Source organism: Bradyrhizobium sp. 14AA, assembly GCF_054185205.1.
In genome coordinates, this window is record NZ_JAVAYM010000026.1 from 67,382 (window position 1) to 92,903 (window position 25,522).

General features: G+C 64.4%; 26 protein-coding genes and 1 tRNA gene. 12 read left to right on the forward strand and 15 right to left on the reverse strand.

Going from position 1 to position 25,522, the window contains the following annotated elements; genetic code table 11:
• Positions 1–176: 176 nt before the first annotated feature.
• Positions 177–253 (reverse strand) — tRNA-Arg (locus RAD15_RS35035).
• A gap of 141 nt (positions 254–394) precedes the next feature.
• Between RAD15_RS35035 and RAD15_RS35040 the strand changes: the two genes are divergently transcribed.
• Together RAD15_RS35040 and RAD15_RS35045 are read left to right on the forward strand one after the other, a co-directional pair.
• Positions 395–748 carry a VOC family protein gene (locus RAD15_RS35040; protein ID WP_458183279.1) on the forward strand — a complete coding sequence of 118 codons (354 nt, stop codon included), beginning with the start codon at positions 395–397 and terminating at the stop codon, positions 746–748.
• A gap of 124 nt (positions 749–872) precedes the next feature.
• Positions 873–1,166, forward strand: coding sequence for a GYD domain-containing protein (locus RAD15_RS35045; protein ID WP_458183280.1), 294 nt, complete (start codon positions 873–875; stop codon positions 1,164–1,166).
• Positions 1,167–1,223: 57 nt separating this feature from the next.
• On the opposite strand, the gene RAD15_RS35050 is transcribed toward RAD15_RS35045, so the two are convergent.
• The 4 genes from RAD15_RS35050 to RAD15_RS35065 all read right to left on the reverse strand — a co-directional run bounded on the left by RAD15_RS35050 (position 1,224) and on the right by RAD15_RS35065 (position 3,913).
• A complete protein-coding gene (locus tag RAD15_RS35050; RefSeq protein WP_458183281.1) occupies positions 1,224–2,180 on the reverse strand; it encodes a tripartite tricarboxylate transporter substrate-binding protein in 957 nt (318 codons plus the stop codon).
• Between the two features lie 46 nt (positions 2,181–2,226).
• On the reverse strand, positions 2,227–2,598 hold the full coding sequence (locus RAD15_RS35055) for a dimethylsulfonioproprionate lyase family protein (RefSeq protein ID WP_458183282.1): 372 nt from the start codon (positions 2,596–2,598) through the stop codon (positions 2,227–2,229).
• A 20-nt stretch (positions 2,599–2,618) separates the two neighbouring features.
• Positions 2,619–3,137, reverse strand: coding sequence for a hypothetical protein (locus tag RAD15_RS35060; RefSeq protein WP_458183283.1), 519 nt, complete (start codon positions 3,135–3,137; stop codon positions 2,619–2,621).
• A gap of 137 nt (positions 3,138–3,274) precedes the next feature.
• Positions 3,275–3,913 carry an RraA family protein gene (locus RAD15_RS35065; RefSeq protein WP_458183285.1) on the reverse strand — a complete coding sequence of 213 codons (639 nt, stop codon included), beginning with the start codon at positions 3,911–3,913 and terminating at the stop codon, positions 3,275–3,277.
• Positions 3,914–4,192: 279 nt separating this feature from the next.
• Here RAD15_RS35065 and RAD15_RS35070 point away from each other — a divergent pair, with 279 nt between their 5' ends.
• Positions 4,193–4,813 carry a hypothetical protein gene (locus RAD15_RS35070; RefSeq protein WP_458183286.1) on the forward strand — a complete coding sequence of 207 codons (621 nt, stop codon included), beginning with the start codon at positions 4,193–4,195 and terminating at the stop codon, positions 4,811–4,813.
• A gap of 157 nt (positions 4,814–4,970) precedes the next feature.
• On the opposite strand, the gene RAD15_RS35075 is transcribed toward RAD15_RS35070, so the two are convergent.
• Both RAD15_RS35075 and RAD15_RS35080 read right to left on the reverse strand, forming a co-directional pair.
• Positions 4,971–5,183 carry a hypothetical protein gene (locus RAD15_RS35075; RefSeq protein WP_458183287.1) on the reverse strand — a complete coding sequence of 71 codons (213 nt, stop codon included), beginning with the start codon at positions 5,181–5,183 and terminating at the stop codon, positions 4,971–4,973.
• Between the two features lie 18 nt (positions 5,184–5,201).
• Positions 5,202–6,221 carry a 2-dehydropantoate 2-reductase gene (locus RAD15_RS35080; RefSeq protein WP_458183288.1) on the reverse strand — a complete coding sequence of 340 codons (1,020 nt, stop codon included), beginning with the start codon at positions 6,219–6,221 and terminating at the stop codon, positions 5,202–5,204.
• A gap of 161 nt (positions 6,222–6,382) precedes the next feature.
• On the opposite strand from RAD15_RS35080, the gene RAD15_RS35085 reads away from it, so the two are divergent.
• A complete protein-coding gene (locus tag RAD15_RS35085; RefSeq protein ID WP_458183290.1) occupies positions 6,383–6,967 on the forward strand; it encodes a YidB family protein in 585 nt (194 codons plus the stop codon).
• 42 nt (positions 6,968–7,009) lie between these two features.
• Positions 7,010–7,282, forward strand: a complete 273-nt coding sequence (locus tag RAD15_RS35090; RefSeq protein WP_458183291.1) for a GlsB/YeaQ/YmgE family stress response membrane protein — start codon at positions 7,010–7,012, stop codon at positions 7,280–7,282.
• A gap of 128 nt (positions 7,283–7,410) precedes the next feature.
• Here RAD15_RS35090 and RAD15_RS35095 read toward each other — a convergent pair whose 3' ends face one another.
• The gene (locus tag RAD15_RS35095; protein ID WP_458183293.1) at positions 7,411–8,196 is read right to left on the reverse strand and encodes an SDR family NAD(P)-dependent oxidoreductase; all 786 of its coding nucleotides are present in this window, start codon (positions 8,194–8,196) and stop codon (positions 7,411–7,413) included.
• 264 nt (positions 8,197–8,460) lie between these two features.
• On the opposite strand from RAD15_RS35095, the gene RAD15_RS35100 reads away from it, so the two are divergent.
• The 3 genes from RAD15_RS35100 to RAD15_RS35110 are packed head-to-tail and all read left to right on the forward strand — an operon-like array spanning position 8,461 to position 11,535.
• Positions 8,461–9,525, forward strand: coding sequence for an acyl-CoA dehydrogenase family protein (locus tag RAD15_RS35100; RefSeq protein WP_458183294.1), 1,065 nt, complete (start codon positions 8,461–8,463; stop codon positions 9,523–9,525).
• Positions 9,526–9,543: 18 nt separating this feature from the next.
• Positions 9,544–10,704 carry an acyl-CoA dehydrogenase family protein gene (locus tag RAD15_RS35105; RefSeq protein ID WP_085351673.1) on the forward strand — a complete coding sequence of 387 codons (1,161 nt, stop codon included), beginning with the start codon at positions 9,544–9,546 and terminating at the stop codon, positions 10,702–10,704.
• Positions 10,705–10,722: 18 nt separating this feature from the next.
• A complete protein-coding gene (locus RAD15_RS35110) occupies positions 10,723–11,535 on the forward strand; it encodes an enoyl-CoA hydratase/isomerase family protein (RefSeq protein WP_458183295.1) in 813 nt (270 codons plus the stop codon).
• A gap of 210 nt (positions 11,536–11,745) precedes the next feature.
• Here the strand turns inward: RAD15_RS35110 and RAD15_RS35115 are convergent, their stop codons facing one another.
• From RAD15_RS35115 to RAD15_RS35130, 4 genes are all read right to left on the reverse strand, one after another.
• Positions 11,746–13,860, reverse strand: coding sequence for an acetate--CoA ligase family protein (locus RAD15_RS35115; RefSeq protein WP_458183296.1), 2,115 nt, complete (start codon positions 13,858–13,860; stop codon positions 11,746–11,748).
• 210 nt (positions 13,861–14,070) lie between these two features.
• The gene (locus tag RAD15_RS35120; RefSeq protein ID WP_458183360.1) at positions 14,071–14,820 is read right to left on the reverse strand and encodes a hypothetical protein; all 750 of its coding nucleotides are present in this window, start codon (positions 14,818–14,820) and stop codon (positions 14,071–14,073) included.
• Positions 14,821–14,822: 2 nt separating this feature from the next.
• Positions 14,823–15,611: an enoyl-CoA hydratase gene (locus RAD15_RS35125; protein ID WP_458183297.1), complete on the reverse strand. Its 789-nt coding sequence runs from the start codon at positions 15,609–15,611 to the stop codon at positions 14,823–14,825.
• Positions 15,612–15,745: 134 nt separating this feature from the next.
• Positions 15,746–16,951 (reverse strand): ABC transporter substrate-binding protein, encoded by a 1,206-nt coding sequence (locus RAD15_RS35130; protein ID WP_458183298.1) that lies wholly within the window; start codon positions 16,949–16,951, stop codon positions 15,746–15,748.
• Positions 16,952–17,198: 247 nt separating this feature from the next.
• Here RAD15_RS35130 and RAD15_RS35135 point away from each other — a divergent pair, with 247 nt between their 5' ends.
• Positions 17,199–18,053 carry a thermonuclease family protein gene (locus tag RAD15_RS35135; RefSeq protein ID WP_458183299.1) on the forward strand — a complete coding sequence of 285 codons (855 nt, stop codon included), beginning with the start codon at positions 17,199–17,201 and terminating at the stop codon, positions 18,051–18,053.
• Positions 18,054–18,089: 36 nt separating this feature from the next.
• Positions 18,090–19,580 (forward strand): M48 family metalloprotease, encoded by a 1,491-nt coding sequence (locus RAD15_RS35140; protein ID WP_458183361.1) that lies wholly within the window; start codon positions 18,090–18,092, stop codon positions 19,578–19,580.
• A 16-nt stretch (positions 19,581–19,596) separates the two neighbouring features.
• On the opposite strand, the gene RAD15_RS35145 is transcribed toward RAD15_RS35140, so the two are convergent.
• Positions 19,597–21,258, reverse strand: coding sequence for a pilus assembly protein TadG-related protein (locus tag RAD15_RS35145; RefSeq protein ID WP_458183300.1), 1,662 nt, complete (start codon positions 21,256–21,258; stop codon positions 19,597–19,599).
• 1 nt (position 21,259) lies between these two features.
• Positions 21,260–21,670: a TadE/TadG family type IV pilus assembly protein gene (locus tag RAD15_RS35150; protein WP_458183301.1), complete on the reverse strand. Its 411-nt coding sequence runs from the start codon at positions 21,668–21,670 to the stop codon at positions 21,260–21,262.
• 304 nt (positions 21,671–21,974) lie between these two features.
• Between RAD15_RS35150 and RAD15_RS35155 the strand changes: the two genes are divergently transcribed.
• A complete protein-coding gene (locus tag RAD15_RS35155) occupies positions 21,975–22,829 on the forward strand; it encodes a LysR family transcriptional regulator (protein WP_458183362.1) in 855 nt (284 codons plus the stop codon).
• 9 nt (positions 22,830–22,838) lie between these two features.
• Here RAD15_RS35155 and RAD15_RS35160 read toward each other — a convergent pair whose 3' ends face one another.
• On the reverse strand, positions 22,839–24,179 hold the full coding sequence (locus tag RAD15_RS35160; protein ID WP_458183302.1) for an MFS transporter: 1,341 nt from the start codon (positions 24,177–24,179) through the stop codon (positions 22,839–22,841).
• A gap of 181 nt (positions 24,180–24,360) precedes the next feature.
• On the opposite strand from RAD15_RS35160, the gene cyoA reads away from it, so the two are divergent.
• On the forward strand, positions 24,361–25,521 hold the full coding sequence (gene cyoA / locus RAD15_RS35165; RefSeq protein WP_458183303.1) for a ubiquinol oxidase subunit II: 1,161 nt from the start codon (positions 24,361–24,363) through the stop codon (positions 25,519–25,521).
• Position 25,522: the final 1 nt, after the last annotated feature.

Below are 25,522 nucleotides of genomic sequence, written 5' to 3' on the forward strand. Positions count from 1 at the left end.
GGGCGGCCTGGGTTAACCAAGGCCACACCCCAGAATTGCGGGAGCGGAGATGTGAAGAGGGCCCGCGCTCCGCAAGCACGATGGCGCGCAAAGCAGTGCCGATCTTTTTTTATTGGGGCCTTGACTGGCGGGGGAGAAAGGGACAGCGAACGGTTCTGAAAAACCGGATTTTAGGCTGGCGATCCCGGGAAGACTCGAACTTCCGACCTACGGTTTAGGAAACCGTCGCTCTATCCGGCTGAGCTACGGGACCGCGGAACCCGTGGGTACGGGTCCGATGCCGTCATAGCAGAGCAAAATGCGGTTCGCCAGCCGTCAGGCGGCCAGACCATCGTCAACCTGAACAAGGCGGCTATACAATCGCGTCCAGGCCCCTCTCGGCGGAGCAGCTCACATGATCGAAAGCATCAGCGCCATCACGCTCGGCACGCATGACATGGGGCGCGCCGTGCACTTCTACCGGTCGCTGGGGTTCGAGCTCCTGTATGGTGGCGAAGCCGCCGCATTCACGAGCTTTCGCGCCGGCACCGGCTATCTCAACCTGACTGCGCAGCCGGACGACAAGCGCTGGTCCTGGTGGGGCCGCGCCATCTTCTACGTCGCCGATGTCGACGAGACCTACGCGCAGGCGCTCGCTGCCGGATGGCAGCCGTCGACCACGCCGCGCGATGCCGAATGGGGTGAGCGATACTTCCATCTCACCGACCCCGACGGCCATGAGCTCAGTTTCGCGCGTCCGTTGTCCTGACCGAATAAGTCACGTCCGCTGACGCTCTGAACGCACAAGTGGCGCTGTCTCAGCCGCCGTGGCAAGCTCGGCGCGGTTGTCTCAAGCGAGAATTGTATCTGGGTTCTAACCAGGGAGAACGACCATGGTAACCTATGTCGTGCTGTCGAACTTCACTGATCAGGGTGTCCGCAACGTCAAGGACTCACCGAAGCGGGCCGACGCCTTCAAGGAAATGGCCAAAACGTTCGGCGTGACCGTGAAAGAGATCGTCTGGACGCAGGGACGATATGACGTTGTCACCGTTCTCGAGGCTCCAGATGAGGCTGCCGCGATGTCGCTCAGCCTTAGTCTCGCCGCACTCGGCAATGTCCGCACCGAAACGCTGCGCGCGTTTTCGGCGCCAGATATGACAAAGATCGTCGGCAAGATGCTCTGACGCTCAAGCCCGCGGGAGCGCACTGGACCCGGGATGGCAATCCCGGGAATAGGCCTCTCATGCCTTGATATTGTTGTCCTTCACCACCTTGCCCCAATAGGCGACCTGCTTGTCGAAGAAGGTCTTGAAGGCGGGGCCGTCCTGGAGCAGCAGCGTCATGTGCTGGGTCTCCTTGAGCTGGGCAGCGGTCGCAGGCTCGCTCAGGATCTCCTTCGACGCAGTCGCCATGGCGGACACGATGTCGGGCGGCGTGCCCGCGGGCGCGAAGATGCCCCACCATGCCAGCGTCTCGAAGTCCGGAAAGCCGGCCTCGATCGCGGTCGGCGTGTCCTGCAGGGCCGGCAGCCGCTCGCGGCCGAGCTGCAGGATCGGACGCAGCATGTTGGTGCCGAGCTGGGCCGCGACCAGCGCGGCCGATCCCGCGATCAGATCGACATGGCCGCCGAGCACGTCGTTCATGGCCGGGCCGCCGCCGCGATAGGGCACATGCATGATCTCGACGCCGGCCTTGTTGCTGAGCACGGTCATGGCGAGATGACCGAGCGTGCCGATACCGACGGAGGCATATTTCACCGCGCCGGGCGTTGCCTTGCAGGCCGCGACCACCTCGGCAAAGCTCTTGTAGGGACGGCCGGCGCCGGCGGCGATCACGTAAGGCGCGGTGCCGATCAGCAACACCGGCATCAGCTCGCGCTCGACATCCACAGGCGGCTTGTCGAGGATCGACGGAATCACCGCGTGGGAATCGAAGGTGACGAGGAACGTCGAACCGTCCGCCGGGCTCTTGGCGACTTGCGCCGCACCGAGCGCGCCGGCTGCGCCGGATTTGTTCTCGACCACGACGATGCGGTTGAGTTTTGTCTGTAGATTGCTCTGGAGCAGCCGCGCCATCGCATCGGTCGAGCCGCCCGGCGGAAACGGCACCACCAGCGTGATTTTCGAGGCTTGTGCGCTTGCCGGTGCCATCGCCAGGATGGCGGGCGCGGCCAGCAGCGCCCGTCGTGTGATCGTCATAGTCCCCTCCCTTTGTTTCAGCGCCTGGCTTTTGCTCTTTGGCGCTTCAGGTCGTTCCGAAACCCGACCCCGCTTTCTTGTATTCTGGCCGAGGCGGACTGAAGATGTCCAGCACGCGGGCGCCATCGGGGCCGGCGCGCATGGTGTGCGGCACATTGCCGGGCGTGCGCCAGAAATCGCCCTTCTTCACCGGGATTTCCTCGTCGCCCTGGACGCGGATGGCGGAGCCGTCGAGCAGCACGCCCCATTGCTCCTCGGGATGATGATGCAGCGACCCTTGCGCATGCGGCGCCAGCGTCACCACCGACAACATCGCCTGCTCGCCGGAGAAGATGCGCGTGGTCACCCCCGCGGCGAGCTCGCGGAACAGGCCGTCGTCGGGATTATCGATATTGTGGAATTCGTCCTTCTGGCTCACGTCATTTTCCCTTCTACGTTTTATCTTGCTCGAGACTGACGCACGGCGGCCGAGAGCCGGTCTTTGAACTCGCCCCTCAAGGTCACAAACAAGCTCGACCATTTCCGGCTCTTGAACTCACAGCCACCTCGCGGACAATAATCTTTATCGTGATAGTCCCCGAAAACGACGCCGAGCAGGGTCATTCGACGGCCCCACACACGAAAAAGGGCGCTCCCTGACGCCCCGAACTCGAACTCGCAGTTCGTTTCAAATATCTGCCAATCCCTCACGTCGCGTATTTGGCACTCCTGGATCGTCTTGTTGAATGGCCCGTCCTTGTCCGTTTTTCCCGTGGCTTCGATATCATAACCGACAACCGCCAGAACACGCTCCAGCTCCACCAGAGTTTCGGGCTGCTCATAAATTTCGTACGGCGTCACGTCTGCGGGAAATTCAAGTTTTGCGACAGCCCAATCGACGCTGCCCTGTCTCGGTGCAGCATCAGAGACCCACAGAAGCAGGAAACCAGGCAGGACGATCGCGTAATTCCTCATCATTTAAAGTAACCTCAGCATCAAAAAGCATGAGAGAACTTTGGCCGAAACAAACGTCGTGAAATCACGTTCGAAAATAGCAATGGCCGACTTCGACTTGCGATCAGTTCAGCCATTGCCTTGACTTAAACCCCGCCTGATCAGGACTTTCCATAAGACCCCTGATAGCGGCCCTCGCGGATCGCCTTCAGCGTCTCCTCCTCGCGCGCGACCTGGACACGCACCGCGTCCAGCAGCGCCGCGGCGCCGGCGACGGGGAACGACACCACGCCGTCCTCGTCGCCGACCACGATGTCGCCGGGCGCGATCACGCTGCCGCCGATCGTCACGGGCACGTTGATCTCGCCGGGGCCATTCTTGTAGGGGCCGCGATGGATCACGGCGCGGGCGTAGCAGGGGAAGTCATCGGCCGCGAACGCGGCGACATCGCGGATCGCACCGTCGATGACATAGCCTTCCGCCTTTCGCCACTGCGCGATGTTCTTCATGATCTCGCCGACCAGCGCGCGGGTCTCGTCGCCGCCGCCATCGACCACGATGACGTCGCCCGGACCGACCAGTTCGAGCGCGCGGTGGATGGCCAGATTGTCGCCGGGCCGGGTACGCACCGTGAAGGCCGTCCCCACCAGCTTGCCACCGCGATGATAGGGCTTGAGCCCCACCGCGCCCGGCAGCCGGGCGAGATTGTCCGAGATGACCGAGGTCGGCGCACCTCGAAAGCCCTCGATGATGTCGGCCGGCGGCTTTGGCACGCTGTTCGCCGCGATGGTGATGGTCATGTCGCAAAATCCTTTCGTGATTTTCTCACTCGGCGCGCACCTGCGGAATCGGGAAGGCGCGTCCGCATCGTCTTCTTGGCGCCGCCTCACGGCGCTCACGGTGCGAAGTCTAGCAGCGGGCCGGCCCCGCGCTGTGACTCCCGCGCCACGTCAAGCAAAAAATGTCAGCATCACAGACCAGAAATTCCCGGGTTCCACGGGTGACAAGCCGGCAATAAAGGGGCAAAAATTCGGCTCGACTCAGTTCGGGTTGAGTTTGATAGGGAATGCTCTTTTAGAATGTCGTCCGTGTTTGCATCGCGTCGTGCGGCGCTTCTCGTTGCCGCAGCAGGGCTTTTTCTGCTGACGCCGTCGCATGCCCAGGCGCAATGGTGGAAGCGCGCGCCGGTCGATTTCGAGGAATGCGCCGACGCCGCCGAGAAGGCAGCAACCAAGACCGAGAAAACCGCTGCGCTTGCCGATTGCAATGCCAAATTCGCCGGCCGCCGCAAGGCGGGTGGCGGCTATTCCTATTACGACTTCCTCCAGGACCGCACCTTCGACATCGCCGGACCGAATCCGACGCCGGAGGAGCAGAGGAAGATCGACGAATCCTACACCGCCTATCTCGCCAATCAGCGCCGCAGCAATGAAGCGGCCCAAGCCACTGCCCGCCAACAGCGCGAGCAGCAGGAGCAACAGGTCCAGCAGCTTCAGCAGGTGGCAATGCGAACCGACGTCGAACGCGTGCCCGTCCCGGTCGAGCGGCCGAAGGTGCAGCAGACAGGCACCCCGCGACCGAAGGGCGCACCCTGCACCAAGGGCTCGTTCTCCTGCGAATGGCCGCGCCTGTCGGAAAGCCTGAACGATCTGAAGAAGCTGTTCAATCCGACGCCGAGCAAGCCGGCGAAGAAGGGCTGAGCGGCCTCACACTCCGCCGCAGACTTGTAGGGTGGGCAAAGGCGCGCGCTTCGCGCGCCGTGCCCACCGCTTCAGCAAGACAAGGAAGATGGTGGGCACGCTTCGCTTTGCCCACCCTACAAACTCTGTCGTCCCGGCGACGGCGGAGGGTGTCACGTCAGTTCTTGTGCTTCTTCTTGGCCCGCTTCGGCTTGACCTCCGGCGCATTCACCGGCGCTGACGTCGATGGACCACCCAGCTGCGACCGGCTCTCCTGCAATCGCCTGTCGTAGCCGGGCGAGTTCATCACCGTCGGCGGCCTGGCGTAAGCGAGCGTCGATGCGCCGCAGAGGGCAGCCAGTGCGAGCCCGGTCATCCAACAACGCCTCATCGCACGCCTCCGTCCCACTCAAGCCGTCCCGCGAATCTGGAGCGGCGTCAGCCGCGGCGGGCCCACGCCCACGACTTCAGCCTGCTTGATCAGCGCAACAATGCGGCGCATCAGCGGCACGGCAATGCCGTTCTGGTCGGCAAGCGCAATGACGGCGCCCTGAAGATAGTCGATCTCGGTCTTGCGACCCTGCTTCAGATCCTGCCACATCGAGGAGCGTGCCTCCGGATCGATCTTCATCGTCCGCCCCAGGATGGCATTGAAGATCACATCCGGCAGCTTCAGCAATGTCGGCGTCCAGTTCAGCGGGATCGGCGTCGCCGAGACCGGCGTGATTCCGGCGGCCTTCATCGCAGCCAGCCCCTCCGCCATCTGATCGGCGAACAATCGTCGCCAGTCGCGGTTCGCCAGTTGCGCGGCGAGCGGCATGTCGGACAACGCGCTGAGCGCGTTGTTCAGGTTGATGATCAGCTTGCCCCATTGCACGCCGGTGATGTCGCGGCTCCCGCGCACCGTGAGGCCGGCGACCGAGAGCGCCGCGGCCGTGTTCTCGGCGTCCTCTCCGACATGAATGTCGCCGGAGGTCGAGCGGTGGAAGCGGCCCTCGCCCATCGCGATCACGTTGAACGGCACCATGCCGGCCAGCACGCGCCGGCCGCCAAGATCGTCGCCAAGCCGCTCGCGCAGCACCGCGACATTGCCGATGCCGTTCTGAAGCGAGACGACGACGGCATCCTGCGGCGCATGCTGCGCAATCTGATCCGCGACATCGGCGGTGTCGGCGCTCTTCACCGTGACCAGCACGATGCCGGCGCTGTGGAAGATCGCGGGATCTTCGGAGAGCGCGAGCTGGCCCGCGCCGAGCTTCTTCTCAGAGCCGTCGAAATCGGTCAGAAGCAGGCCGAACCGCTCGATCTCGGTCTTCACCCGCGGCCGCACCAGCAGCGCGACGCGGCGGCCCGACGCCGCCAGCTGGCCGCCGACGAAACAGCCGATGGCGCCCGCGCCGGCCACCACGATCGGTCGATCCGTAACCACTGGCTTCGCTCCCTGAATGACCGGCCTTCGATAGCAGAGGCGCGGCCGGCTGCCCATCGCGGCGCATCCGCCTTGTAACCGTCATGAGAGCCCCATATGTTTTCGCCCCAGGGGCTATCAGCGGCGAGAGCTCGCCGAACGAGACGCCAAAGGAGAGCACCATGGGCCTACTCGACGTCCTCAACGGCATGCAGAACGGCCCGCGTGGCCCGAGCACGCCAAGCTCCGAGAAATCCTCCGGCGGCATGTCGCCGATGACCATGGCGCTGCTCGGCCTGCTCGCTTGGAAGGCGTTCAAGCACATGACCGCAGGTCAGCCCGGGGCGGCGCCACAGCAGCGGTCGCCGCTGCCGCCTCCGACGCCGGTGAACACGGGCAATGCCACGCTTCCCGGCGGCGGCGGTCTCAGCGATCTGCTCAAGGGTGGCCTCGGCGGCCTGCTCGCGGGCGGCGCGGCCGGCACCGTGCTCAGCGGCGGCCTCGGCGACCTCCTCAACCAGCTCCAACAGGGCGGTCATGGCGAGACTGCGAATTCCTGGGTCGGCAAGGGCGAGAACAAGGCGATCGCGCCCGGCGATCTCGCCAATGCGCTCGGCGCGGACCAGATCGAGAGCCTGTCCGCCCAGAGCGGCCTGTCGCGCGACGAGCTGCTGTCCGGCCTCAGCCAGTATCTGCCGCAGGTGATCGACCATCTGACGCCCGACGGAAGGTTGCCGACCGAGAACGAAATCTCGGGCAGAATTTAATCAACGTCTGATCTGCGCGTTCAGGAGAAGGGGAGCACACTCATGAGTATGGGCGGCCTGTTGTGGATCATCGTCGTCGGCTTCGTTGCCGGTCTCATCGCGCGCTGGCTCGCGCCGGGGCCGAACAATCCGAGCGGCTTCATTCTCACCGCCATCCTCGGCATCGCCGGCGCGTTTCTCGCCACCTTCGTCGGCCAGGCCATCGGCCATTACAGCCCCGACCAGGGCGCCGGCTTCATCATGGCCACGGTCGGCGCGGTGGTGGTGCTGTTCATCTGGCACCGGCTGGTGGCGAGCGGCGTGATCAAGGGGTAGCGGCGTAAACCGTAAGGGCACGCTGCCGCCTCACACCCCGTCATTGCGAGGAGCCCTTGCGACGAAGCAATCCAGACCGTCGCTGCGGACGCTTTCTGGATTGCTTCGCTTCGCTCGCAATGACGAGTTCACGTAATCAAATGCATCCCCGCGTCCATGCGCACGACCTCGCCGGTCATGTTGCTGGAGGCCGGCATGGCGAGGAAGCAGACGAGCTGCGCGATGTCGTCGGCGGTTGATGCGACCTTGAGCGGCACCTTCGCCACCACGCTGTCGCGCACCTGCTTTGCGCCGTCCTCGCCGCGGCCCTTGGTGAACCAGGGCGTGTCGATATAGCCGGGGCATACCGTGTTGACGCGGATCAGCGGCGCCAGCGCGCGCGACAGCGACAGGGTCATCGTGTTCAATGCGCCCTTGCTCGCGGCATAGGCGATCGACGAGCCGACGCCGCTGATGCCGGCAACCGACGAGACGTTCACCACCGCCGACGGACGCCCCGAGGCGTTCGCGCCGGCTTCGAGCAGGCTGCGCGCGGCGCGCACCATCTGGAACGGACCGATGGTGTTGACGCCGTAGAGCCGCTGGAAATCCTCTGCCGAGAGCCCGTCGAGATTGCCGTGAGCGACGTGCTTGGTGGTGCCGGCATTGTTGACGAGGATGTCGAGCCGGCCCCAGCCGCTCGCTGCCGCGACGATCTTGCGGCAATCCTCATCCTTTGAAACGTCGCCCTGCGCGACCAGAACTTCCGCCGCGCCCGCCTTGCGGCAGACTTCGGCCGTGGCTTCCGCTTCCTTCTGGCTCGAGGAGTAGTTGATGACGAGCCGCGCCCCGCTGCGCGCGAGGATCTGCGCGGTCGCAGCGCCAAGGCCGGAGGCGGACCCCGTCACGATTGCGCACAAGCCTTCCTTTGCCATCCGGTATTTCCTTCCCGTTGTAAGTTGCTGGCGCCCTGTTTACCGAGTTTGCCGCGGCCTGCAAATCAAGAGCCTGCAAATCGAGTAAACTCCGCTAAGCGGAATTAGCCTCCTGTAGGCCCTTGCGCCCATGCCCGCGCCGCAGATTGACCTGCGGCCAACGCTTGTCAGGGCCATGGCTTTTTCCGATCATCGGGCGCAAGAAGAAACCTGCGCGCCGGCCTGCCGGGCGGGACGCGCCAATGGTAAAACACGGGGAACGCTGTGGCGGAGAGTGACAATATCGTCGTCGAGACCGCGGAAAAAATCTTCGCCGATCTCGCCGATCCGCAAACCATCAACAACGACAAGAAGGATGCATGGCGGGCACCGCTGTGGCAGGCGCTGAGCGAAGCCGGCCTGCCGTTGTCGTGGGTGCCCGACGACCTCGGCGGCTCCGGCGCGAGCCTCGCCGACGGTTTTGCGCTGCTCAACGCCGCCGGCCGTTTTGCGGTCGCGGTTCCCCTGGCCGAGACCATGCTGGCGGGCTGGCTGCTCGCACAGGCAAAGATCGCCTCGCCCGAGGGGGAGATGACGGTGCTGCCGGCATCGCCAAAGGATCGTATCACGCGCGATGCCGACGGCGCACTCTCCGGCCGGACGCGCGGCGTGCCCTACGCCAAGGCGGCGAAGCACTTTGCGGTGCTGGCGCATGGCAAGGACGGCGCCGTTATTGCTCTGGTCGATGCGAGCAGGGTCCGGATCGAATCCGGGCTCAATGTCGGCTACGACCACAGCGATACCGTGACGCTCGACAAGGTCCAGCCCGTGACCATCAAGGCCGCGCCGAAGGGATGTGACCAGACCACACTCATGCTGATGGGCGGCGTCGCGCGCAGCCTGCAGATCGCCGGCGCGCTGGAATCCATGCTCGACATCTCCGTGCGCTATTCCAACGAGCGCGTCGCCTTCGAAAAGAAGATCTCGAAGTTCCAGGCGGTGCAGCACAACCTCGCGCGCCTTGCCGGCGAATCCGCCGCCGCACTTGCGGCGGCGACATCGGCGGCGGATGCCATCGCCAATGCAAAGTCCTTCGACGACGAAGTCTATCTCGAGGCCGCCTCGGCCAAGATCCGTTGCGCGGAAGCTGCGGAGAAGGGCGGCGCCATCGCGCACCAGGTGCACGGCGCGATCGGTTTCACCATGGAGCACATCCTGCATCGCTACTCGCTGCGGGCGCTGGCCTGGCGCGACGATTTCGGTTCGGAGAGCCACTGGGCGGTCGAGCTCGGCAAGCTGGTTGCGACCAGAGGCGCCGACGAATTGTGGCCGCTCGTGGCGTCGCGCTGATCAGGGGACGAGAGAACAATGACCGCTGCCCTCCGTTTCGATCCGATCCGCCTGCCGGAAAAGTGCGAGCAATTGCGCAAGGAAGTGCGCGCCTTCCTCGCCGAAGAGATCGCCGCCGGCACCTTCGATCCGCACAAGCCCAACCGCGAAGACACCGACGCGCCGGAATTTTCCCGCCGGGTCGGCGCCAAGGGCTGGTTAGGGATGACCTGGCCGAAGAAATATGGCGGCCAGGAGCGCTCGTTCCTCGAACGTTACGTGGTGACCGAGGAGATGCGCGTCGCCAACGCGCCGACGCGGCGCTTCTTCGTCGCCGACCGCCAGAGCGGGCCGGTGCTGCTCAAATACGCGCCTGAGCACATCAAGATGGACATCCTGCCGCGCATCTGCCGCGGCGAGATCTGCTTCGCGATCGGCATGAGCGAGCCGAACTCCGGCTCCGATCTGTTCGCGGCCAAGACGCGCGCGACCAAGACCGACGGCGGCTATCTCATCAACGGCACCAAGATCTGGACCTCGTCGGCGCATATCGCCGACTACATGATCGCGATCTTCCGGACGTCACAGCCGACCAAGGAAAACCGCCGCCACGGCCTGACGCAGTTTTTGGTCAAGATGAAGCAGCCGGGCATCCAGGTGAACCCGATCGGCCAGATCACCGGCCAGTACGAGTTCAACGAGGTCGTCTTCACCGACTTCTTCGTGCCCGACGATCACGTACTCGGCGAGGTCGACGGCGCCTGGAAGCAGGCAACATCGGAGCTCGCCTATGAGCGCAGCGGGCCCGAGCGTTTCCTGGAAACCTATTACGTGTTGACCGAGCTGGTCCGCGCGGTCGGGCCGAATCCGGATACGCGCAGCGCCGAAGGCATCGGGCGCCTCGTCGCGCAGCTCCACACCATGCGGCGCATGTCGGTCTCGGTGGCGGGCATGCTGCAGGCCGGCAAGGAGCCTGTGGTTGAGGCCTCCATCGTCAAGGACATCGGCACGGTCTGGGAGCAGCAGCTTCCGCACCGCGTGCGCGATCTCGCCGCCTTCGTCGAGGAGACCGCGACCAACCGCGAGACGCTGGAGCGGCAGCTCGACTTCGCGATCAAGACCGCACCGAAACTCACCATCCAGGGCGGCACCACAGAAGTGCTACGCGGCATCATCGCGCGTGGTTTGGGCCTGCGCTAATTCATTCGAGGATCATTCATGAGCACGTATAAAGACATCGGCGTCGAGAAGGTCGGGCACGTCGGCACCATCGAGATCCGCAGGCCCCCGCTGAACTTCTTCGACATCTCGCTGATCAACCAGATCGCCGATGCGCTCGACGAGTTCGACCGAGACATCGAGATCCGCGCCTCGGTTCTCTCGGCGCAGGGCAAGGCGTTCTGCGCCGGCGCCAACTTTGGCGATCCAGCGCGGCAGGCGCAGGAGGCGCGCGAGGCCGAGAAGAAGGGCGATCCGGCCGACAATCTCGGCCCGATCAACCATCTCTATATCCAGGCCGTGCGCATCTTCCGCGCCAAGAAGCCGATCGTCGCCGCCGTGCAGGGCGCCGCCATCGGCGGCGGGCTCGGTCTTGCTGTATCGGCGGACTTCCGCGTTACCTGCCCCGAAGCGCGCTTCTCCGCGAATTTCACCAAGCTGGGCTTCCATCCCGGTTTCGGCCTGACGACGACGCTGCCGGAGCTGATCGGCAAGAACAACGCCGAGCTGATGTTCTACACCAGCCGCCGCGTCACCGGCGAAGAGGCCTACAAATGGGGCCTCGCCAACGAGCTGGTGCCGCAGGACCAGGTGAAGGCAGCCGCGATGAAGCTCGCCGGCGAGATCGCCGAATGCTCCCCGCTCGGCCTCCTCTCCACCCGCGCCACGATGCGCGCAGGGCTTGCAGATCGCGTGATGGCCGCGACCAATCACGAGCTCGCCGAACAGACAAGGCTGCGCGCGACGGAGGATTTCAAGGAAGGCGTGAAGGCCACGGAAGAACGGCGAGCGGCGAATTTTAAGGGAAGGTGATTGCGGCAGCGTGTCGCGCCGCATCGCGCTGGCGTCGCGACATCCTCCGCCGTCGTCCTGGCGAAAGCCGGGACCCATTACCCCAGGGAGGGGTTGTGGCGCGAAGCTGGCAATCGCAAGTCTTCGCCAAACTACTCCCCGGGGTAATGGGTCCTGGATCAGCGCTCGCTCTGCTCGCTTGTCCAGGACGACAGCGGGGGGTGTGGCCGCCTACTTCCTTCCCACCACCAGCGCATCCACAATCGTCACGCCCTGCCCCTCGGCGTGCACCAGCACCGGGTTGAGCTCGATCTCCGCAATCTCGCCCGCATGCCGCGCGGCGAGCACCGAGATGTCGGCGATCAACTGTGACAAGGCCAAAACATCCGCCTTGGCCGCCCCGCGAAAGCCGTTCAGCAGCGGCGCCGCCTTCAATGCCGCCAGCATCGCACCCGCCTCCTCCACCCCGACCGGCGCCGGGCGATAGACGACATCGCGGAACAGTTCGGTGGTAATGCCGCCGAGACCGACCATCACCATCGGCCCGAACGTCTGGTCCGTCATCGTTCCCACGATGATCTCGACGCCCTTCTTCGCCATCGGACCGATCAGCACGCCCTGAATGGATGCCTCCGGCCGGTGCTTGCGCGCATTGTTGAGCAGCGCCTCGAACGCCAGAAACACCTCGCCCTTGGTGGTGATGTTGACGCGCACACCGCCGACCTCGCTCTTGTGCGCGATGTCGGGCGACTGGATCTTCATCACCAGGGGGAAGCCGACCTGGGCGACCGCTTCGTCCAGCCCCGCCTTGTCCGTCACCAGCACTTCGTCGGGTAGCGCGATGCCGGCGGCGCGCAGCAACGCCTTGCTGTCGGCTTCCGACAATACAGGTGATGTCAGATGCGCCAAGAGATCGCGCGGCTCCAGCCGCACCTCATCTGCGGGCTTCGGCAGAGTGAACTTCGCGTAGTCGACGAGCTGCCGCAGCGCGACGCCGACATGGGTGAGGCCCGAGAGCACGACCACGCCGGATTTGGCAAGCTCGCGGCGCGCGAAATCGGACGGCACCGTGTAGGAATAGAACACGACCGGCTTGTGCTGTGCGCTCAGCACCGGCGCCAGCTCCTCGTCCTTGAACGGCTTGCGCACCTCGCTCGACAGCGACAGCACAACCAGGACCGCATCGACCTCGGAGGACGCAGTGAGGAGATCGACGCTCTTCTGGAGGCCGCCTGATGTGACGCCCTGCGCGGTGACATCGATCGGATTGCGCGCAGTGCCGTAGGACGGCATCAGCGCCTTGATTCCCGCCTGGATCGTCTCCGAGAGCTCCGGCACCTGCAAGCCTTGCAGCGCCACCGCATCCGCGCCCCAGATGCCGGCGCCGCCGGACACGGTAACCACTGCGACGCGATCGCCCTTCGGCAGCGGGTTGCTCGCGAGCACTGCCGCAATCGTCAGCGCCTCGTCGAGATCGTTGGAGACGATAAGACCGTATTTGGCGAACACCGCGTCATAGGCCGACGACCAGCCGGCCATGCTCGCCGTGTGCGAGGCGGCGGCGCGCTGGCCCGCGCCGGAGTGACCGACCTTGGTCACGATAATCGGCTTCTTCACCTCCGCGGCACGCCGGGCGGCGGCCAGAAACTTGTCGACGTCGCGAATGCCTTCGATGAACAGCAGGATCACTTCGGTCGAGGTGTCCTGCACCATGTAATCCAGGAACTCGCCGGCGCCGAGATCGGATTCGTTTCCGGCACTGACGACGTAGCTCACGGCAACGCCAAGCGCCCTGGCACGGTGATAATAGGCAAAGCCGATGCCGCCGCTCTGCGCGACGATGCCGATCCGCTTCGTCGTGGCGACCAGCGGCGCCACGCCCGGCGTGACGTCCACGGCGGGACTGAACGTCGCCGCCACGCGCTGCACCTGGCTGAAGAAGCCTTCGGCATTCGGACCGGATATCCGCATGCCCGTGCGCTTCGCCAGTGCGGCGATCGCATCCTGCATCGTCGCACTGTCACCGCCCTCCTCGGCAAAGCCGGAGGAGATGATCACGGCGTTCTTGACGCCGGCGATAGCGCATTGCTCGAGCGCGGCCAGCACCGCGCGTGCGGGGATGATGATGACCGCGAGATCGATCGGCGCGCCGATCTCGGCAATCGATTTGTAACAGGCGAGCCCGTCGATGTCGGCGTAGTTCGGGTTCACCGGATAGATCTTGCCGGGATACTCGTTCTTGCGCAGCATCGACAGGAGTCGGCCCGGAATCTTCTCGTGATCGCGCGAGGCGCCGATCAACGCGATGCTCGCGGGGGCGAAGAAGCTGTCAAGCGGATGCGGCATGACGTGATCCTTATTCTTCTTACCGCCGCACTCTATTTAATCCGTCATCCCTGCGCAGCGGCGTTGCCGCTGTCGCTGGAGGCGCGAGCCAGGCGGTGCGAAGCATCGCGTGGCGAGCCTCGAAGGATGAGCGGCCCCGCCGGTGGCCATCGCCCTTCGAGGCTCGCCGAAGAGGCGAGCACCTCAGGGTGACGGATAACGATTGAAGGATCAACTCACGCGGAACGTGACCCCACCCAGCAAGAACTCATTGCCTGCCACGGCATGACCTCTTGCCTTCGCCGCATGCAGCACGCTCGCGGGATCAGAGACTCTAAACTCCAGCGCGCTCATGATCTCGCTGGCACCCTTCACGAAACGAAAGGTCGCGTTAGGCAGTTTCAGCTCGGCGTTATCGCTCGGCGCAACACCAATGATCTTCCCCCAGTGCTCCGCCAGCGCCTGCGGGTCCGGGCTCTGCATCTCCACGGCCATCAACGCCTGCGTCACATCCTTGCGGATGAATTTTTGCCAGTCGGGTCCCGCCGGCGGATACGGCCCCAGAATGTCGTCGCTGCCTTCGGTGTGGTTGAACTCGATGAAGGCAGCGCGGCAGTCGCGCGGATGAAGTTGCACGCCGTGATAGGGCGCGTGGTCGATGACGTTGGCGGTGCGCACGCCGATGGCGTTGGCGTTGCGGCCGCGCTCGTCGGGATCGTTGCAGCAGAAGATCGCCATGTAGCCGCCGCGGCCACCGGTCTTCTCGATGAAGCGCCCGGCCGTGGTACCGTCCTTGAACGGCGCCACCACCTCCAGCAGGATCGTGTCGACCGGAAGCAGCGCGTTCTCCAGGCCGTATTTCGCGACATTGCCGTCGCGATAGCAGACGGCGAGGCCCATGATCTCCGCGATGTCAGAGATCACGGGCGCGAGCTGCGGCGCGACGAGGCAGATCTGCCGCAGCCGCATATAGGGCGCCATCGTCATGCGCCCCTGAAGATCGGCTTGCGCTTCTCCACAAAGGCCTTTGCGGCCTCCTTGTGGTCCTCGGTGTCGCCGCAGCGGGTGTGGTGGATCGCCTCGCCGTCGAAGCAATCCTCGAGCGCCAGGTGCTCGGCATTGTTGATGTTGCGCTTGATGAAGCCGAACGCGATCGAGGGCCCCTGCGCCAGCGACAGCGCGAGCTCGTGCGCGGCAGTCTCGATCTCGGCGTCGGGAACGACCTTCGTCACCATGCCGATCGCCTGCGCTTCCTTCGCGGTCAGCACCGGTGACATCAAATAGAGCTCGCGTGCCCGCGCGCTGCCGAGCAGCTGTGTCAGGAAATAGGTGCCGCCGTAATCGCCGGAGAAGCCGACTTTTGCGAAGGCGGTGGTGATCTTGCAGGACTCCGAGGCGATGCGCAGGTCGCAGGACAGCGCCATCGACAGGCCGGCGCCGGCCGCGGCACCGTCGAGCTGCGCCACCACGGGCTTCGGCATCTGGTGCAGGATGCGCGAGACCTCCATGCCGCGGCGCAAATTCGCAAGCTTTTGCTCGAACGGCAGCGGCGCGCGGCCAGCCGCCATCGACTTGACGTCCCCGCCGACGCAGAACGAGCCGCCGGCACCCCTAAACAGCACCGCGCGCACCTCCGGATCGTCAGCCGCGCGCCGCGCGGCCTCGACCAGCCCGGCCACCATCTCGGGGTTGAGCGCGTTCTTCCGCTCGGGGCGGTTCATGGTGATGGTGAGCAGCCCGCCTTCGAGCTTTTGCAGGACCATGTCGTTCATGGGACTCTTCCTTGTTGTTGTTTAGCTCGGTCTATCGCCACACTCGTCATTGCGAGGAGCGAAGCGACGAAGCAATCCAGACTGCCTCTGCGGAAACTCTCTGGATTGCTTCGCTTCGCTCGCAATGACGAGACCTATTTTTTCACCAGCGGACAGCGCGACTGCTCCAGCGACTGAAACGCTTCGCTGCCGGGGACGGTGGCGAGCAGCTTGTAGTCGTCCCAGCGGCCCTTGGACTCCGACGGCTTCTTCACCTCGAACAGATACATGTCGTGGATCATGCGGCCGTCCTCGCGGATCTTGCCACCCTTGGCGAAGAAGTCGTTGATCGGCGTCTCCTTCATCACCTTCATCACTGCGGCGGCGTCGGTCGTGCCGGCCGCTTTCACCGCTTTCAGATAATGCGTGACGGACGAGTAGACGCCGGCCTGCGCCGAGGTCGGCGGCCGCTTCACGCGCTCCTGAAAGCGCTTCGAGAAGGCGCGCGTCTCGTCGTTCATGTCCCAGTAGAAGGCTTCCGCCAACAACAAGCCCTGGGCCGTCTCGAGCCCGATCGAGTCGATGTCGGTGACGAAGGCGAGCAGCGGCGCGACTTTTTGGCCGCCCTTCATGATGCCGAATTCCGCCGACTGCTTGATGGCGTTGACGGTGTCGCCACCGGCATTGGCGAGCCCGATCACCTTGGCCTTGGAAGCCTGCGCCTGGAGCAGGAACGAGGAGAAATCCGACGAGTTGAGCGGATGACGGACGCTGCCGAGCACCTTGCCCCCGGTCTTGGTCACGACGTTGCTGGTGTCCTTCTCCAGATCCTGCCCGAAAGCGTAGTCGGCGGTGAGGAAGTACCAGGTGTCGAGGCCCGACTTCACGGCCGCGAGGCCCGTGACGTTGGCCTGGCCGTAGGTGTCGAACACGTAGTGGATGGTATAGGGACCGCAGGCTTCGTTGGTGAGACGGATCGAGCCCGGACCGTTGAACATGATGATCTTGTTGCGCGCCTTCGCAATCTCGCCGGCGGCGAGCGCAGTCGCGGAGGCCGCGACGTCGTAGATCATCTCGACGCCCTGATTGTCGAGCATGTCGCGGGCGATGTTGGCGGAGAGATCGGCCTTGTTGAGATGGTCGGCCGCCAGCACCTGGATCTTGCGTCCCAGCACCTCGCCGCCGAAATCCTCCACGGCCATCTTGGCCGCAGTCTCGCTGCCGGGGCCGGTGATGTCGGCATAGAGGCTCGACATGTCGAGGATGCCGCCGATCTTCAGCGGAGGCTTGTCCTGGGCCTGCACGGCGTTCGCACTCAGGGCAAACGACGCAGCAAAAATGCCCGACAAAATTCTCTTCATGGAAAAAGACCTCCCTTATCGCGCCGTGCTCTGATGGCGGCTTGGTTATCGTTGTTGCCGCAATCATGCCGCATGCGCGAGAGGGCAGCAAGCAGAAGCGCGATGCGCAGCTCGCGACGGCCTTTCGTTTTCCGCAAAGCGGAATGGTCGGAAGACGCAAGATGTTTCCGCATCGTCATTCCGAGCGCAGCGAAGCAATCCAGACTGCCACTGCGGAAAGATTCTGGATTGCTTCGCTGCGCTCGCAATGACGGAGCATGAGGAAGCCCCTTCGCTACCCACCACGCTTGAGTTAACATTGGAGCATAACGCAACCTCTCCGGGTCACGTGACGCGACCGCTTCACCTCATCGCCGCAATTCTTCTCCTCGCTTGTCACGCGGCGTTCGCCGCGCCGTGCCAGTTCGAGTCCCAGGGCGAAGGCCGTGTCGCCGCCATCGTCGATGCACGTAGCGTCCGTCTCGATGACGGCCGCGAGATCCGCCTCACCGGCATCGAATCGACGGCGACGACGAAGCAGGCGCTGGCATCGCTGCTTGCGGGCCGCGACGTGATCCCGCGCGGCACGGACGACACGCCCGACCGTTACGGCCGCCAGGGCGCGCTCGTGTTCATCGGCGAAAGCGACGTCTCCGTGCAGGCGATGCTGCTCGCCCAGGGCGACGCGATCGTCTCCGCCGAGATCGCCGAAAAGGACTGCGCGGCCGCCCTGATGTCGTCGGAGGCCGAGGCGCGGCGCCAAAAAAAGGGAAACTGGGCTGACCCGTTGGCCATAAAAAACGCGGAAAGTCCGGACGATATTTTGGCGGGGATCGGGCGCTTTATGGTGGTCGAGGGCAAAGTCCTGTCGGTCCGGCAAGCTGGGGCAATGACCTACCTCAACTTCGGACGGAACTGGACACGCGGCTTTGCTGCGACTATTTCAAGGCGCACACTAGCGGCGTTCGAAAGCGCCGGAATTGCTGTCAAGTCCTTGGAAAATCGACGTATTCGAGTCCGAGGCTGGATCGAGGGGAATACGGGGCCGCGTATCGATATCCGCCTCGTGGGACAGGTCGAGTTGCTGGGCACAAACGAGCCGACGACAGGGGTAAGGCCCTAAAAACGGGCCGGGCATGGGTTAAGCGACGTGATTGGGGTGCTAGAACGGCACGGATGGAGCGAACGCCGCCGCCTGCGGGCTGCGCCGGCGGTGCTTTGCCTCGTGATGGGCGCGGCCCTCGCCGGCTGCGGCGACATGGGCCGGTTCCAGACCGCCGCTGCCCCGCCGACTGTCGCGATGCCCAAGCCGAAGCCGGCCGTCGCGCAGACCCCCGCCACTGAAAAGGAACATGAGCGCATCCTGGCGAGCTATGGCGGCACCTATGACGATCCCAGGCTCGAATCACTCGTCAGCAAGACCGTCGACCGGCTCGTTGCCGCCTCCGACCGCCCCGACCAGGGTTACAGGGTCACCATCCTCAATTCCGGCGCCGTGAACGCCTTCGCGCTGCCGAACGGCCAGCTCTATGTCACGCGCGGACTTCTTGCGCTTGCCAGCGATACCTCGGAACTGTCCTCCGTGCTCAGCCACGAGATGGCGCATGTGCTGTCCAAGCACGCCGCGATGCGCGAGGATCAGGCGCGCCAGGCCGCGATCGTCACCCGCGTCGTCACCGACATGAGCAACGATCCCGATCTCACCGCGCTGGCGCTCGCCAAGACGAAGCTCACCATGGCGAGCTTTTCGCGCAACCAGGAGTTCGAGGCCGACGGCATCGGCGTCGGCATCTCCGCCAAGGCGCATTTCGACCCTTATGGTGCTGCACGGTTTCTTTCGGCGATGGAACGCAATGCCGAGCTGAAAGCCGGCAAGGCTTCGCTCGATCCGCGCGCGCAGGATTTCACCTCGTCGCATCCGGCAACCCCGGAGCGCGTGCAGAACGCGCAGACCATCGCGCGGCAATATGCTGCGCCCGAAGGCGCCGAACGCGACCGCGAGAGCTATCTCGCCGCGATCGACAACCTCGTTTACGGCGAAGACCCCAGCGAAGGCTTTGTCCGCGGCCGCCGTTTCCTGCATCCGAAGCTCGGCTTCACCTTCCAGGCGCCGGACAATTTCACGCTCGACAACACCGCGCAGGCGGTGATCGGCGTGCGCGACGGCGGCTCGCAGGCGATGCGCTTCGACGTCGTGCGCGTGCCGGCGGAGCAGTCGCTCGGCGATTACCTCAATTCCGGCTGGATGGAAGGCGTCGAGAAGGCATCCATCGAGGACGTCACCATCAACGGTTTCCCGGCTGCCTCTGCCACCGCCAAGGGCGACCAGTGGCAGTTCAAGGTCTACGCGCTGCGCTTCGGCAGCGACGTCTACCGTTTCATCTTCGCCGCGCGGCAGAAGTCGACCGAGAGTGAGCGCAACGCGCGCGAGACCGTCAACTCGTTCCGCCGCCTGACGCTCGACGAGATCCAGGCCGCGCGCCCGCTGCGCATCAAGGTCATCACCGTGCAGCCCGGCGACACCGTGGAATCGCTCTCCCACCGCATGGCCGGCGTCGATCACCCCGCCGAACGCTTCCGCGTGCTCAACGGCCTCGATCGCAACGCACAGGTGAAGGTGCGTGATCGCGTGAAGGTCGTGGCGGATTGACGCGCGGCGCTGCGAGCTAGTTGACCAGCACCGCGCCGTCGCAGCGCACACCCGACACCCATACGTCCGCCTGGCCAACGCGAACTCCGAGCGTCGACAGCACCGAGGCGACGAGCTGGTCGATCGAGCCGGTCGCTCCGGACAGGATGCCGCTGACCGACGGCGTCAGTCCCGGGATCGGAAGACCGACGCCGCCGACGCTGAGCGAGAGATCGCCAAGCAGGCTCGATGTCAGCGACGAGGTGAAGTTCCGCGTGCTGACCGTCTTCGCCAGTTGCGACTGGATGTCGACATAGGTGAAATCGACCGAGGTCGGCGAGGTGTTCCCCATCGTCGCATGTGCGCGGCCGGAGACGTTGAGCCCGCCGACATTGACGAGCACGGCCGCAGGCGGATTCGGCTTGACCGAGAAATTCGTCATGTCCGCCATCGAGACATTGCCGATCCAGGCATCCACGAGTCCCGGCGTCACGCCGAGCGTTACGACCGAGTTGGTGATGTTCGCGCGGCTGCACGCGATGGCGTCGAGCGTGGCCGTGCCTTGCGCGATCTCGACATAGAGCGGCAGATTGATCGCGGGGACGATGCCGCTGCCGCCGATCTGGACCATCAGCAGGATCCGTGTCTGGGCGGTATGAACGCTCGCGCCCTGCGTGCCGACCGCGACCCAGCTTGAGCCCACGGGCCGTTCGCCAACGGTTACGACGAGGCTGGCAGCGGCGATGCCGGGCAGCCCGAGGTTCACGGGCGCCGTGATCTGGTGCGTGCCGTTGGCCACTTCCGCGATCGCCGAAAGCAGGCTGAAGACCGAGACGCTGACGCCGACCTTCGGCCTCTGTCCGGCGATCATGCCGTTATAGGGCCCCAAATCAATCACCGAGCCGAGGCTGACCTTGGTCGAGAGACCGGACAGCGCCTGCGATATGCTCGACAGGGCAATGGTTGCCGAGCTTGCGCCATTGGCGACCTGCTGGGCGGCGAGCGCGGCGGCAATTGCATCGGGCAATTTGACGTTGCCCGACAGCAGATCGTTGTAGGTCACGCCGGTCAGGTTCACGCGCGTCGCCAGCGCAGAGAGGTAGTCGAAGGCATCGATCCTGGCGTTGACCAGCGACTGGTAATCCATGGCCGACAGCGAAACCGTAGTGCCGAGCATGCCACCGAGAATGGCATTGAGCAGGCCCCCGTTGAGCGAGACCAGGCGCGAGCCGATCGCGAACGAGGCAAATGCCGTGCTCGAGGCCGTCGCCTGCGTGTTGATCGCGAACTTGTCCTTGCCGGTGATGTAGCGCGCGAAATACAGCGGCGTCTCGGTCTTCAACGTCACGCGCGCGGCATTGGCCGTCCCCGTGGACGGCGTGACGAATCGCGTCTGCGGCGCAGTCGCGGGATTGGGCGTGTAGGTGCCGACGTCGACGGCGACCAGCGAAGCGGCCGGGTAGTTGTTTTTCACGACAGTTGCGGACGCAGCGTTATAGGCGTTGGACAGATTGCTCGCGGCGACGATGGCGGCGAGGTCGGCGGCGCTCTGGGCTTTCCGCCTGTCCGTGAAAATCGAGCCGACATCGACGCCGAGCGCGGTGCAACCGATGACGAGCGTCATCAGACCGGCGCTCATGATGGTGAAATTGCCTGAGCGATCGGTCGCGAAGCGGAGAATGAGCGTCGTCAGCTTCATCTCAGAATCCTCCGTAGGGAATGACCGCCGCTCTGGAGATCGATTGCGGCAGCGGAGGCACGAACGGGAGCGCGAAGATGAAGCTGGCGGACGCGTCGTAATTGACCCTCACGACATAGACATTCGGATCCGAGCTGGACGGTGCGGCAACGACGTTGATCTTTGCGGCGTCGAGGAGCGGATAGTCTGCAGCGCTGGACGTCACGTAGGACGTGGCAAGGCTGTTGCGTTCGCCGTCGCTGAGGCCCGCGACCGATGTCCGGGCGGCTTCGGCTGCAAGTTGCTGAACACCGTGAACCATCGTGAAATAGGAGCCGAAAACCACGATGCCGAACATCAATGCGAGGAAAATCGGAAGCATGATGGCGAATTCGACGGCAGTTGCGCCACTCTGATTTTTTGCAAACGACATGAGACAAAACCTCAATAGCCCGAATTTTTACGAGCTTGAGGAATACGGATTCACAAGGTATGGATGACCATGCACGCACGAGTTGAAGTGCCTATGCACGCAAATAGCCATATAGATTTCTTTGACGTCATCGACACCAAAGGCCAATTGCGGCTGAGCTTCTAGCGCTCAACCCTAGGGGCGCCGGCAGGCTGCGCCGAATCAGAAGAGCACTATTTTTATAGGGAGATAATTTTCCTTGATGGCACCTGCCCGGAGGAGCCCTGTGCTTCGACAGCAGATTCAAAATATTCCCATGGAGACCATGCGAACCGTCGTGGCGATCGCCGATACGGGCAGCATGTCCAAGGCGGCCGAGCGGCTCAACCTCAGCCAACCGGCGATCAGCGCGCAGATAAAGCGCCTGCAAGGTCTCATCGGCGGGGAGTTGTTCTCGCGGACCGCAAACGGGACCGCCGTGACCGAGCTTGGCAAGCTCGCGCTTCAGCAGGCCCGTCGCATCATCGACGCGAATGATCAGCTTCTCAGGCTGGGAGGATCGGACAAATCCGCCGTACGCCGGCTTGGCGTGAGCCAGCTCCTGGCAGAACAGTTGTTCGACGAGTTCAGCAAGGAAACGTTCACCAACGTCTTCGTCTCTGCCGAGCTCTCCAGCGAGATTCGACGCGGCCTCATCGAGGGATTTGTCGATGTCGCGTGCTTGTTCCTGCGCGAGAATTTCGGGCAGGAGTTCGAGGACCTGATCGTCGGTGAATTCCAGTTCGAGACGAGCTGGGTCAGGTCGAAAGACTTCGTCGCGCGGCCCGGCGCGCCGATTCCGATCATCACCTTGCCCGAGGACAACTGGATGATCGGGCCGCTCGATCGCAGCGGAATCGCCTACCGGATCGTGCTGCGAAGTTCGGATTCCGCCGTGCGCATCAGTGCCGTTCGGGCGGGCCTCGGCATATCCGCCATGCCAAGCGTCCTGGCCGGGTCGGACATCATAAAATCCAAAGACTATTACCTGCCAAAGCTGCCGCCTTCGCGCGCCGTCGTCTGCATCCGCGACGGGCTCGTCGATCCGGACGTCAAACAGCTGGCAAAGCGGCTGTCCGTTCTCCTTGCCAAACTCAACAGCGACGAGAACGCGCTGCGGAACGGCGTTCCACGCAACTGATCGACCGGCTCAGTTCGTGGAGGAGCCCCCGGCGTCCATATCCCCCGCCTCGCGCTGGCCGCTGAGCCAGAGCGCCAGCAGGGTCCAGAACGCGCCGGACAGCAGATAGGCGCCCGAAGCGATAACGCCGAGATTGGTGGCGAGCAGCAGCGCCACCAGCGGGGCGAAGCCGGCGCCGAACAGCCAGGCCATGTCGGAGGTCAGCGCGGAGGCCGTGTAGCGATAGGCTTGCCTGAAGTTCGAGGCGATTGCGCCCGAGGACTGGCCGAAGGACAGGCCGAGCAGGATGAAGCCGATCACCATGTAGATCGTCTCACCGAACGCGCCGGCGTCGAGCAGCTGGGGCGCGAATCCGCTGTAGATCGCGATCGCGATCGCCGATCCCATCAGCAGCGACTTGCGGCCGACGCGGTCGGCAATGATGCCGGACAGCACGATCGCGCCGACGCCGAACACGGCGGCGACGATCTCGATGATCAAGAAGCGCACCGGGCTTTCGCGGGTGAACAGGAACACCCAGGACAGCGGAAACACCGTAACCATGTGGAACAGCGCGAAGCTCGCAAGCGGCGCGAACGCGCCGAGCATGATGTTCTGGCCTTCGCGCGCGACGGTCTCGGAGATGCGCGCCGGCTGCAATTCGCGGGTCTCGAACAGCGAGGAATATTCTTCCGTCGTCACCATGCGCAGGCGCGCGAACAGCGCCACGACGTTGATGGCGAAGGCGACGAAGAACGGATAGCGCCAGCCCCAGTCGAAGAAATCATCGGCCGAGAGATTGCCGGCGAAATAGGCGAACAGGGCGCTCGCCACGATCAGCCCGAGCGGAGCGCCGAGCTGCGGCACCATCGCGTACCAGCCGCGCTTGGAGGGCGGCGCGTTCAGCGCCAGCAGCGACGCCATGCCGTCCCAGGCGCCACCCCAGGCCAGACCCTGCGCGATACGCGCCAGCGCCAGCAGCCAGATCGCGGCAACGCCGATCTCATGATAGCCGGGCAGGAACGCGAGCGCCACGGTGGCGGTGCCGAGCAGGAATAGCGCCGAGACCAGCTTGGCCGTCTTGCCGTACTCCCGGTCGACCGTCATGAAAATGACGGTGCCGATCGGCCGGGCGATGAAGGCCAGCGCGAAGATCATGAAGGAATAGAGGGTGCCGGTCAGCTCGCTCGTGAACGGAAACACCAGGCGCGGGAACACGATCACCGAGGCGATCGCGAACACGAAGAAGTCGAAGAATTCCGAGGTGCGGCCGATGATGACGCCGATGGCGATCTCGCCGGGACTGGCCTGGTCGTGGCCGTGCTCGCCCGAGTGGAGGTCTGCCATTGCAGGGGTCTGTGCCGTCGCCATTCGTGCGCCCTTAACGTCCTGAAAACCAAAGCCGACCGCCCGGCGAGGGCCAGGCAATCTGGCCCTGTCTGACCCAACATCCCGCAGTGCAACATTGGACAAATTGTCCAATGTCCGGATTGCTGCGCCGCAGCTACCCGTTGGCCCCGCAAAGGAAACTCATTCTCATAAGGCTCGGCCCGTGTCCCGTCTCAAGATCCTGTCGCTGCTACCCCTGGCAGTTGCGCTCAGTGGCTGCAACTACGTCGTGCTGGCGCCCGCCGGCGATATCGCGGCGCAACAGCGCGACCTCGTCATCATCTCCACCGTCCTGATGCTCCTGATCGTCGTCCCCGTGATGGCGCTGACGGTGCTGTTCGCCTGGCGCTACCGCCAATCCAACACCTCGGCCCGCTACGAGCCGGAATGGGATCACTCGACCAAGCTCGAGCTGGTGATCTGGTCGGCGCCGCTGCTGATCATCGTTTGCCTGGGCGCGCTGACCTGGATGGGCACGCACCTGCTCGACCCCTATCGCACGCTCGGCCGCATCCATGCCGACCGCGCGGTGGACCAGTCCAAGGCCCCGCTCGAGGTCGACGTCGTCGCGCTCGACTGGAAGTGGCTCTTCATCTATCCGGATTACGGCATCGCCACCGTCAACGACCTGGCAGCTCCCGTCGATCGTCCGATCAAATTCCGCATCACCTCCTCCTCGGTGATGAACTCGTTCTACATCCCCGCGCTGGCCGGCCAGATCTACGCGATGCCGGGCATGGAGACAAAGCTCCACGCGGTGGTGAACCACGCCGGCACCTACAAGGGCTTCTCGGCGAACTACAGCGGCGCCGGCTTCTCCGGCATGCACTTCAACTTCCAGGGCCTCGACGACAAGGGCTTCGACGCCTGGATCGCGCAGGCCAAGTCCGCCGGCGGCTCGCTCGGCCGCACTGAATATCTCCAGTTGGAGAAGCCCAGCCAGAACGAGCCGGTGCGTCGCTACGGCACCGTCGATGCCGATCTCTACCGCCTGATCCTCAACATGTGCGTCGAGACCGGCAAGATGTGCCAGAGCGAGATGATGGCGATCGATGCCAAGGGCGGTCGCGGCCATGAAGGCCTGAACAACACCCTGCCCCTCACTTACGACAAGTACGCCCGCCGCGGCACCCCGCTCGGGCCGGAGCCGACCTTCGTCGCCGGCACCTGCACGCCGGATGCGCCGCAGGGGCAGACCACCGCGTCGATCAAGGCTCCCAACGACAGCGCGCCGCTCATCGGCGCTGGCCTGAAGCGGCCGTCGTTCGCGCCGCTGAAGTCCTCGTCCTTCTTCCTCGGACAGCGTCCGAAGTCAGACTCCTAAA